Origin of the sequence: Bacillus sp. FJAT-45350, from assembly GCF_002335805.1 — a bacterium.
Classification (GTDB): Bacteria; Bacillota; Bacilli; order Bacillales; family NISU01; genus FJAT-45350.
On sequence record NZ_NISU01000010.1, the window covers coordinates 1 to 1,635 of the forward strand.

The 1,635-nt window shown below is 37.0% G+C and carries 1 protein-coding gene; it reads left to right on the forward strand.

Going from position 1 to position 1,635, the window contains the following annotated elements; translation table 11 throughout:
- The first annotated feature begins 257 nt into the window (after positions 1-257).
- Complete coding sequence (locus CD003_RS21440; protein WP_096203178.1) at positions 258-1,496, forward strand: IS110 family transposase; 1,239 nt, start codon at positions 258-260, stop codon at positions 1,494-1,496.
- Positions 1,497-1,635: the final 139 nt, after the last annotated feature.

Genomic DNA, 1,635 nt, shown 5'->3' on the forward strand with positions numbered 1-1,635 from the left:
CCCGTTCGTAATATAAGGTTAGCCAGATATTTCTGGTTGACCTTTTTCTATATGGTCTTATTATAACGGTAGTCGGGGTAGAACGCAGCTTCCGTGGGATTCGATCCCGTCAGCTAAACTGTTCACCCCCTACTTGTATAAACATGTTTCAGGCTGGTTGGGACAAAAAGATCCCGTTTAACAAGCGAACCTATGATATTACAAGAAGCGTTAGGGGTTACCGACTAATTTGTATTTTCTAAGGAGGAGATTTATATATGAATCCAGTCGTTGGTCTGGATGTAGCTAAAGGAGAAAGTCAAGTACAGGCATTTTTAGATAAGGGGAAACCTTATCGTAAGAGCTTTAGTGTTGTTCATGATCTTGATGGTTTAGGAACATTATTAATCTTTCTACAAGAAGTAGAAAAAATGGCTAAAGGACAACAACCTACGGTTATTTTAGAGTCAACTGGTCACTATCATTCTCCCGTAATTCAATTTTTAGAGGAGAAAAAATACGTCTATATCATTGTAAACCCTCTAATTTCCCATAGAGCGAAAAGTTCAAGTTTACGAAAAGTAAAAACTGATGCAATAGATGCTTATCACCTTTGTGAGCTCTTTTATAAAGAAGAATTAGAGCCTTATAAAAAAAGGGGCATACAACTCTTAAACCTTCGTAACCTAACAAGACAACAAGAGAGTATTACAGAAGTAGCTGCTCAGACTAAGGTTCAATTGCACACTCTGTTGGATCAAATATTTCCAGAGTATAGAGGTGTCTTTGGTGATTTATACTCTAGAGTTTCGCTATTAACTTTATCTGTATTTCCTACTTCCGAGTCCGTATTAGGTGTTAGCGAAAGAGAGTTAACAGAAAAGATAGCTTCATTATGTACCAGACGGTCTGATAAATGGGCTGGAGAAAAGGCAGAAAAGCTAATAGAAGCAGCCAAACGCAATCCGTTTCAAAAGAATATGTATGATAGTCATGTTTTCAATCTCAATGTATTAATAGATATTGTTCTTCAATATCAAGAGCACCTATCTAAGATTGCCACTGAAATAGATGCTCTCGCACAAGAAATCGAAGAATATAAGATTCTCCAGACCATCCCTGGTATCGGTGAAAAAATCGCTGCAACGATTATTTCCGAGATTGGAGAGATAGATCGGTTTAGTCATGCCAAAAAGCTTGTCGCATTTGCTGGAGTAGATCCTAGTGTGTATTCTTCAGGTAGATTCACTGCCTCTGTGAACCGAATAACCAAAAGAGGTTCTTGTAGACTACGACACGCCTTGTATATGGCTGTTCGAAGTGGAATTCGAGATGCACGCAAAAAGAAAACCACTGATGAGATCATTCCACGAAACAAAAGACTTAGAGAGTTTTATGATAAGAAACGTGAAGAAGGAAAGCCATTTAGAGTAGCCGTTATTGCCTGTGTAAATAAACTCTTACATTGGATTTATGCCTTACTAAGAAACAAGACTACTTTCCATGATATAGCGTAAAAACTATATCTAACAAAATACAACAAAACCTTCCAAAAGGAGTGTCATGGAAGGTTATTTGGCGTGTTCATTTTTAGTATATCATGCTTGTTTTAAATTTTTTATTGAAAAATGTTGACAAACTATTAGCTGGTTTAGC